Raw genomic sequence first — 6,392 nt, 5'->3', positions numbered from 1 at the left:
TTTTAGGATTAATTACATCTAAATTTGCAGATTTAGAAGATAAAGAAGAAGTAATTGCAAGAATTAAAGAAGCTAGCGAATACGTACCATTAGAAAATATATACTTAAGTACACAATGTGGTTTTGCTTCTACAGAAGAAGGAAACGTGATTACTGAAGAAGATCAATGGAAGAAAATAGCCCTAATAAAAGAAATCGTAGAAGAAGTTTGGGGATCAGAAAATTAATAATACTTTAGGTTCTAAACCAAAAGTCCTAAAATTTAATAAAGTTCATATGCGAACTTATAGACGCAGTGGTTTATTGATATCTAAATTCGCTTTATAAAAGCTTTTTAGATATCTAATAAACCACTGCGGAAAGTGACTCTACAAAATCTTGTTTCTCCGAAATCACGATTTTCGAGTCACTCCCAACAAAAGAATTATATAATTAAAGTAAATGATAAAAGTAAGCACATAAATTGACATATTTATATATAATACAGTAAACTAAACTAGCATTGATTTCATTCGTTCAATGTTAAATAATATCTGGTTTTATTATTCTTAATTATAAAATATAGTCTATTTAATTAATACATGAGTAGCAATGTAAGTCTCTCACTGTCGAATAGACAAATGTATTTAACCATTATTAAATAGGGGAAACCAAAATAATTTGTAGTTAGAAAAATAGGACTTAAAATCAAGGAGGAAAAAAGAATGAAAAAGAACAAATTGTTTATAGGAGCACTAGCGTTAGTAATGAGTGTTGTAACAGCATGTAGTTCAAAAACGCAAAACACAATTACCACTTCTCAAGATAAAGATACTTTCACGTATGCTATTGGTGATGATCCATCATCAACTAACCCAATCAAGGTAAGTGACCGTTGGGGATTAACAATGACTAATATTATTTACTCACCATTAATCAAAGTCAATGGGGATGGTTCAAAAGAATATGCCTTAGCAGAATCTACTGAACTTGCAAAAGATGGTCTTAGTTTAAAAGTTAACTTAAGAAAAGATGTAAAGTGGTCTGATGGACAAAAATTCACAGCTGATGATGTAGTCTTCACTTATCAAACAAAAGCTAAAAAAGAAAATGGAAACTTTAAAAACTTATGGATCGGAGACAAACCGATAACTATTGAGAAAGTAGATGACTACACTGTAGTATTTAAGTTCCCAGAACCAAGTGCAGCTGCGGCAAATAACATTGCGAATGAAACTTACATTATTCCAAAACACGTTTATGGAAATGTATCTGACTTCTCAGTTAAAGAATTAAAAGAAACACCAGTAGGAACTGGACCATACAAATTAGTAGAAAACAAACGTGGAGAATACATTAAATTTGAAGCGAATGAAAATTATTACAATGGTAAGCCAAAAGTTAAAAATGTAGTACTACGTATTATTAAAAGTGCTGATACTACAAAAGTAGCATTACAAAAAGGTGAGGTAGATGCAGCATATGTATTACCTGCTGCAATTAAAGATTTAGATTCTAAAAATATCGATACTTATCCTTACAGTGAAAACCGTATCGGATACTTAGGACTAAACACAAACACAGATGAATTAAAAGATGTTAAAGTTAGACAAGCTATTTTATACGCATTAAACAAAGAAGATATGAATAAAGCAGCTTACTTAGACAGTAAATACTACCAAAACCCTTATTCATTCTTACCACCGAAAAATCCATTCCATACTGATGATGTAGAGAAATATACTCAAAATGTTGAAAAAGCAAAATCACTATTAAAAGAAGCGGGAGTTTCTAACTTGAAACTTAACTTAGGATATGCAAGTAACGATGCTGCAAATACTATCCAAGCAACATTCATCCAACAACAATTGCAAGCAGTAGGGATTAATGTAGAGCTTCGTGGTGGAGATGAAACAGCTATCTTTACAGAGTTAAGAAAACCTGGTTCTAAAGCTTATAACCTATTCTTAGGTGGATATATCATGGGTAACGATCCTGATTTATACTCTAAGCTATTTGGATCAAATGGTACTTCAAATTACTTCCAATACAGAAGTGAAAAAATTGATGGATTATTTAAACAAGGTGCAGCTGAATTAGATGAAACTAAACGTAAAGAAGTGTACAAAAACCTTCAACAAGAAATTGCTAACCAAGCATACCTATACCCAATCGTAGATAACCAAAAAATCTTAGCGGTTAACAAACGTGTTGGAAATGTTAACGATGCTAAGTTAGTACCAATCTACACATTTGATGATTTATCAAAAATTACTCTTAAATAGTAATAGTAGTGGAAAATAAAATATAGTATGAGGGGGAGTACGATAAAATCCTATTTATAATAAGATTTTATAGTATCTCCCTCGCTTTGTTAGTTTTAAGGGGAACGTTCATTTATGATTTATATCAAAAAGATTTGTGATAAATTATAAATGAATTTCATAAAAATATAGTAATTAAAATTTTAAGGAGATTGTATGATTCGATATATTTTGAAACGTATATTACAAGCAGTACCATTACTTTTAGTAATATCGTTTATAGTATTTACTTTAATACATTTAGCACCATATGATGCTATCGATGCACAGATAACGTCGAATATGTCACAAGAAGAAATTAATATTCTTCGTGAGCAAAGTGGACTTAATAAACCATTCTTAATTCAGTATGTGGATTGGTTAGGACAAATATTAAGCGGGAACTTCGGGCACTCACTAGTAACTCACAATAGTGTAGGAGAGGAAATTCTAGCGAAGATACCTAATACAATATCATTAGTATTACCTGCATATGTAACAGCATTAGTGATTGCAATAGTACTAGGATTATTAGCGGCTGCAAATAAAGGTAAATGGCAAGATAAACTTATCGATGCCGTTGCTTCATTAGGAATTGCTACTCCATCATTTTGGATAGCAATGATATTTATCTATGTTTTAGGATATCAATTAAACTTATTCCCAATAATAGGAATGCACACAATTGGTAAAGAGGGCGATTTTGGTGATTTCTTATCACACTTTATTATGCCATATCTAACATTAACAATTGTATTCTTCGCAGAACTTACACGTTATGTAAGATCTTCAGCTTTAAGTCAAACAAATGAAGAGTATGTAGTAGTTCAACAAGCTTTTCAAGCGACAAAAACTCAAATTTTTACAAGACATATTATAAAAAATGTACTAATACCAGTAATAACTCAAGTAGGTATGTCACTGCCGATGTTAGTAACTGGAGCGATTATTACAGAAACAGTATTTAGTTGGCCAGGAATTGGACCATATATCACACAAGCAACTAGAGCATTAGATTATCCTATTATAATGGCTGTAATGTTATTGTCAGCTACACTAGTAATAGTAGGTAATTTAATTTCAGATATACTTTACTCTATAGTAGATCCTAGAATTAGAAGAGGAGGTAAATAAGATGAAAAGATTTATTAAAATAGCTAAGAGTTCAAAAATTTATATTTTTTCACTTATTTTTATAGCAATATTAGTGTTTGTATCATTAATAGCACCTTTACTTCCTATTGATCCAGCGGCTACTGATGTAGCAAATCTATCTCAATCGCCAAGTTTACAACACTTATTTGGGACTGATGAGGTAGGTCGTGATTACTTTATTCGAGTAATCTATGGAGGGCGTATTTCTCTTATAGTAGGGTTACTAGCAATGGTGACTGCCGTAACAATCGGGACGATAGTAGGACTTATAGCAGGTTATGTTGGTGGAGTAGTTGATACTTTACTTATGCGTTTAGTTGATGTATTATCATCTATTCCATGGTTAGTATTAGTAATTGTACTTAGTGTATTTTTAAAACCAGGAATTGGTTCAATAATTATAGTAATAGGATGTTTTTCATGGATGCGTCTTGCGAGATTAGTTCGAGCAGAAACTCTATCGGCAAAGGAATATGACTACGTTGTATATAGCAGATTTAGCGGTGTAAAAACTATCTCTATCCTAAAGAAACACATTATTCCAGCTATAATACCAACTTTAGTAGTAGCAGCGAGTGCTTCAATAGCAAACGCAATAATGACAGAGGCGGCACTTAGTTTCTTAGGTCTTGGTATTCAACAACCTATGACTTCTTGGGGAACATTACTACAAAATGCACAACAAAGTCTACAACGTGCTCCTCATATGGCTATCATCCCTGGATTATTTGTAATGTTAACAATTTATTCATTCAATAATATTGGTAACTTACTTACAAAATATATTCAAAAGGAGGGAGAATAGTATGACAAATATAGTAGAATTAAAAAATCTAACGGTTAATTATAAACCAAATAAAGAAGTAGATAAACAGTTAATACACGGTATCGATATTAATTTTAGAAAAGGTCATATCACTGGTGTTGTTGGAGAATCAGGTAGTGGAAAAAGTATTCTGATGCGTAGCATAATGTCTATTCTTCCTAACAATATTTTTGATAAAAATGATAAGTTTAACTTTGATGGAAAGGAAGTTAAGAAGGGTGAAAAGTTACCAATCTCTATGATTTTTCAAAACCCTATGACTTCACTAGATCCAGTTAGAACAATTGGTTTTCATTTAATAGAAGTAATAGAAAGATTCCAAAATAAGTCTAAAGAAGATGCGAAAAAATTAGCAATAGAGCAACTAGAAAAAGTAGGAATTCTTAATGCACCACTTAGAATGGAGCAATATCCACATGAATTATCTGGTGGTATGCGTCAAAGAATATTAATAGCTATGGCATTACTTGCAAATCCTAAGTTATTGGTAGCAGATGAGCCAACAACAGCTTTAGACGTTACGGTTCAAGCACAGATTTTATCTCTTATTAAAAAATTACAAAAAGAAACAGAACTTAGTGTTGCACTAGTTAGTCACGACTTCGGTGTAATAGCTGGAATGTGTAACTATGTGTATATTATGTATAGAGGTAGAGTTGTCGAAAAAGGAAATGTTGAAGAAATCTTCAGCAATGCACAACACCCATATACAAAACAACTTCTTGCAGCGGCAAGATTAGAAAACACTGATAAAGAACTTCTTACTGTTGATTATAAGGAAGATGACAAACACTATACTTGGCAAAAACTTAGCGATACTCATGAGTATCTGAAAGAGGTGGAGTAATGAGTAAAGAGTATTTAAAACTAAAAAATGTACGAAAAGTTTATAAGTCTAAAGGAATGGGCAAAGAAGTCAAAGAAACTATAGCTGTTAATGATATTAGTTTAGATATTTATAAAGCTGAGACGCTAGCTGTAGTAGGTGAATCTGGAAGTGGAAAGACTACCCTAGGTAAGGGGATTTTAAATATTGATCCATTCACATCAGGGGAAGTTTTTGTAGAAGGTAATGAAAAGTCTTTAACAAAAATGTCAAAAAAAGAGCTTGCAGAAGTATATAGCAAGATGCAAATTATATTCCAAGATCCTTATTCATCACTAAATCCGAGAATGAGTGCTTTAGATATAGTTATGGAAGCTTTACACAAAGAGGATAAAGAAACAGCGAAGAAAAAAGCGTTAGAAATACTAGAGTTTGTGGGAATTTCTAATGAGGATGCGTTAAAATTATCAAATGCTTTTAGTGGAGGGCAACGTCAACGTATTGGTATTGCTCGTGCAGTTGTAACAAGACCAGATTTCATTTTATGCGATGAACCAACTTCTGCTTTAGATGCTTCAACACAAGCACAGGTAATTAATTTATTAAAAGATTTACAAGAAAAATTCTCTCTAACATATTTATTCATCTCACATAATTTAGGTGTAGTAGAGTATATCGCAGATAGAATAGCTGTAATGTATAGAGGTAATCTAGTAGAATTAGGAACAACAGCACAGATTATGAAAAATCCGCAGCACGTTTATACAAAGCGTCTTCTAAGTTCTATGCCTATAATTGATCCGGTAAGAGCTAGAAAGATGTTTGAAGAATTCGAAGTTAGTGCAGAGGAAATAGTAATAACTGGCAGTGAAAAATTCGAAGAAGTTGAAGAAGGGCACTTTGTGTTAAAATAAAAATTCAAATACCGATCTCAAAGATATAGAAGATCTAGCTCTTGAGGTTGGTATTTTTTCAAATAATTTGAAACAGATTTTGACAGTAGGCAAAGTTTGGAGTAAAATAAGGGAGTGACTCAAAAATCGTGATTTCGTAGAAATCGATTTTGTCGAGTCACCCCCGCAAAGTTTATTAGATATCTAAAAAGCTTTTATAAAGCGCATTTAGATATCAATAAACCACTGCGTCTATGAGTTTTCTTGTAAACTTTTTTAAAATCTAGGACTTTTAGGCTAGTCCTATGAAGAAATTAAATAATGAGGTACTATTATGGCTAAGAAAAAAGAATTAAAAACAAATGCTATGCGATTTTTAGATGAAAATGGTGTAGAATATAATCATTTTG

General features: G+C 31.9%; 5 protein-coding genes and 1 pseudogene. All 6 read left to right on the top strand.

Features of this window, described 5'->3' with window-relative positions; all coding sequences use genetic code 11:
• A pseudogene (locus RWN11_RS06480) lies at nucleotides 1–227 on the top strand (5-methyltetrahydropteroyltriglutamate--homocysteine methyltransferase); the annotation flags it as partial.
• Nucleotides 228–704: 477 nt separating this feature from the next.
• Entirely contained in the window at nucleotides 705–2,264 is a 1,560-nt protein-coding gene (locus RWN11_RS06475; RefSeq protein WP_314160942.1) for an ABC transporter substrate-binding protein, read from the top strand.
• Nucleotides 2,265–2,459: 195 nt separating this feature from the next.
• Entirely contained in the window at nucleotides 2,460–3,416 is a 957-nt protein-coding gene (locus RWN11_RS06470; protein WP_314160941.1) for an ABC transporter permease, read from the top strand.
• A 1-nt stretch (nucleotide 3,417) separates the two neighbouring features.
• Nucleotides 3,418–4,242, top strand: coding sequence for an ABC transporter permease (locus RWN11_RS06465; protein WP_060914807.1), 825 nt, complete (start codon nucleotides 3,418–3,420; stop codon nucleotides 4,240–4,242).
• Between the two features lies 1 nt (nucleotide 4,243).
• Nucleotides 4,244–5,110 (top strand): ABC transporter ATP-binding protein, encoded by an 867-nt coding sequence (locus RWN11_RS06460; RefSeq protein WP_314160940.1) that lies wholly within the window; start codon nucleotides 4,244–4,246, stop codon nucleotides 5,108–5,110.
• Entirely contained in the window at nucleotides 5,110–6,003 is an 894-nt protein-coding gene (locus tag RWN11_RS06455) for an ATP-binding cassette domain-containing protein (protein WP_314160939.1), read from the top strand. Before RWN11_RS06460 ends, RWN11_RS06455 begins: the two co-directional genes overlap by 1 nt.
• Nucleotides 6,004–6,392: the final 389 nt, after the last annotated feature.

Source organism: uncultured Gemella sp., from assembly GCF_963519265.1.
Classification (GTDB): domain Bacteria; phylum Bacillota; class Bacilli; order Staphylococcales; family Gemellaceae; genus Gemella.
The sequence above is the reverse complement of the archived record's forward strand: the minus strand, read 5'-3'. Positions and strand labels throughout refer to the sequence as shown.